This window comes from Azospirillum isscasi (genome assembly GCF_030849505.1).
Taxonomy (GTDB): domain Bacteria; phylum Pseudomonadota; class Alphaproteobacteria; order Azospirillales; family Azospirillaceae; genus Azospirillum; species Azospirillum isscasi.
Genome location: NZ_JAUJFI010000337.1, coordinates 1 through 1,810 on the forward strand (window position 1 = coordinate 1; position 1,810 = coordinate 1,810).

The window sequence follows — 1,810 nt, forward strand, 5'->3', positions numbered from 1 at the left end:
GGCGCGCTGGCCCGGCTGCTGACCGCCGACGGGGCGCCGGCGGACTCGGTGACGGTGGGCATCGAGCGCGGCGCGCCGGGCGCCGTCCGCCTGCTGTTCAGCCTGCGCGCGACCGACGACCCGCCGGGGGGAGGGCGCCGATGATCCGCCTGCCCAAACTCCCCAAGGCCGAGGACAAGAGCGGCGGCCACAACCGGACGATCTGGCTGATCAGCTTCACCGACCTGATGTCGCTGCTGCTGGCCTTCTTCGTGCTGATGTATTCGATGAGCGAGCCGGAGGCGCAGCGCTGGACCGGGCTGGTCAAGTCGCTGTCGTCCGCCCGCTCCACCGCGGTCACGCCGTCTTCCGCGCCGCCCGAGCCGAAGGCGGCCTTCAACGCCGCCACGGTGGAGTCATATTCCGCGATCAATCTGGATTATCTGAGCGCCCTGCTGCGCACCCAGACCGCCGCCAACGAGGATCTGGCGGCGGTGGAGGTGAGGCGGGAGGACGACCGGGTGGTGATCGGCCTGCCGGCCCATGTGATGTTCGACCCGACCGGCGGCAGCTTCACGGACCAGGGACGGCGTGTGCTGTATCTGCTGGGCGCCGCGGTGGGCCGGATCGGCAACCGGATCGAGGTCGTCGGCCACGCCGAGCGGGAGGACCAGTCCGCGGGGCTGGGGTGGGAACGCGCGTTGACGCGCGCGGTTGCCGTTGCGGCGCTGCTGCGCGAGACGGGCTACAAGCGCGACCTCGTGGCGCGCAGCCTGATGAGCGAGCCGGCGGGCATCGACCCGGTGCCGGGCGGCGCGCGGGTGGACGTGGTGGTGCGCGAGGAAACGGCGGGGCCGCCCGTGTCGGGGCCGGCGGCGGCCGAAACGGAACCGGAGGAATGACGCGGATGGGGCGGGGAAGGGGGGCGTACCGGCGCTGGCTGTGCGGCTTCGTGGCCGCCACGGCGCTGCTTGCCGCCGCCATGCCGGCTGCCCGGGCCGTCGACGTCCCGGTGCGCGCCGCCACCCACAAGACCTTCGGGCGCATGGTCTTCGACTGGCCGCGCCAGACCGGCTACAGCGCGTCGGTGGAGGGCGGCACGCTGGTCGTCCGCTTCGACGAGCCGATCAACGCCGCGCTGGACCGCACGGTGTCGGCGCTGCCCGACTATCTGTCGGGGGTGCGGATCGGCGGCGACGGCAAGACCGTGACCTTCGACCTGAAGCGCCCGGTGACGCTGAAGAGCTTCCGCAACGGCAACGCCGTGGCGCTGGACCTGACCCCCGCCGCCGAGGCTCCGGCCCAGACCATCAAGGCGGAGGCGACCAAGGCGGAGACTCCCGCCGCCTCGCCCGCTGCCCCTGCCGCCGCCCCCGCGCGTTCCGCGGGGCGGGTGACGGTCAGCGCCGGCGACACGGCGGAGCAGAGCCGCCTGACCTTCACCTGGCCGGAAGGCGCCAACTACACGCTGCGCCGCGACGGCGCGTCGGCCACGTTGCTGTTCGACCGCAACGGCAACGCCGATCTGGCGCCGGTGGCCAAGACGACGCTGCGCAACATCCAGAACGTGGAGCAGTTCCGGCAGGCCAACGGCGCGCTGGCCGTCACCCTCGCCGTGCCGCAGGACGCGGAGATCAAGGACAGCAAGTCGGGCCGGTCCGTGGTGATCGACGTGCTGAATCCGGGCACGCGCGCCGGCCTTCCGGCAGCCGAAACGGCGAACGCGCCCCCGCCGCCGGGCGCCACCACGACCACGGTGCGTCCGCAGCCCGCCCCGCCGGCGTCCGTGCCGCCCGCGCCCGCCGCACCGGCGCCGGGTGCCGCGGCCACG

1 protein-coding gene and 1 pseudogene are annotated in these 1,810 nt (G+C 73.9%); both read left to right on the top strand.

Translation table 11 applies throughout. The features are described from left to right. Positions 1-140: 140 nt before the first annotated feature. On the top strand, positions 141-881 hold the full coding sequence (locus QSG27_RS28830) for a flagellar motor protein MotB (RefSeq protein ID WP_306712274.1): 741 nt from the start codon (positions 141-143) through the stop codon (positions 879-881). A 5-nt stretch (positions 882-886) separates the two neighbouring features. Next, positions 887-1,810, top strand: a pseudogene (locus tag QSG27_RS28835) (tetratricopeptide repeat protein); the annotation flags it as partial.

Bases quoted from the DNA above. Each gene is read 5' to 3' on its own strand.
- QSG27_RS28830 (WP_306712274.1), top strand. From the start codon at position 141: ATGATCCGCCTGCCCAAACTCCCCAAGGCCGAGGACAAGAGCGGCGGC.